Genomic DNA, 657 nt, shown 5'->3' with positions numbered 1-657 from the left:
GTTGATTTCGAGAATATCGAGGTTCTGACGCCGAATGAGGTACAACAACAGATCGAGCGGGCCCTCGAAGGCCTCCAAGATAACTTCCAGTGCATCTGGCGGTATGTAGAGGTCTTTGGGTAAATCGGTATAGGCCTTACCCTGAACAATGGCCCAAGGCATCTCGGTTTGATCTGGGTGAGTACTGGCAGTCGCTTGATCGGCGAGGTCTATGCTCGCGGCATCTTGATCAGCGGGGGCAGATTCTTCTGGCGTGGCGTCAGGCGATGGCTGAGCCGCCTCGACGTCGGCGCCGATAAGCTCGGCGCTTACGGCCTCATCGCTCGTAACCTCAGCAGGTTCAATCTCGGATGGAATGTCAACTTCCTGATTCACTGTGTCATCACTCTCAGCACGGTTTGCTGTCTCAGCAGGCTTGGTGGGTAAAAGGGGCTCATTATGAAGCCGGTTTGGCGCTACTGCAATGAATAATCCTTGCGGCGACCAAGGCTATGACCGCCATTGGCCTCGCCTTGCGCTGGTGGCGATAAGGCGCCAGCTGAGCTGACGCAGGAGCCGCCTTAGGCCGGCTCGAATGGGCTGAAATCGCCAATGCCCTGCCGCACCAACGCGGGTACATCGCCGGTGAGGTCGATCACGGTGGTGACCTCTAGGCCG

General features: G+C 57.5%; 1 protein-coding gene. It reads right to left on the bottom strand.

Features of this window, described 5'->3' with window-relative positions; genetic code table 11:
• On the bottom strand, positions 1–375 hold a 375-nt coding region (locus ACFQEU_RS17275), incomplete at its 3' end, for a hypothetical protein (RefSeq protein ID WP_379784153.1).
• Positions 376–657: the final 282 nt, after the last annotated feature.

Origin of the sequence: Halorubrum tibetense, from assembly GCF_042661865.1 — an archaeon.
Taxonomy (GTDB): Archaea; Halobacteriota; Halobacteria; order Halobacteriales; family Haloferacaceae; genus Halorubrum; species Halorubrum tibetense.
This window is presented reverse-complemented; position numbering and strand designations above follow the sequence as displayed.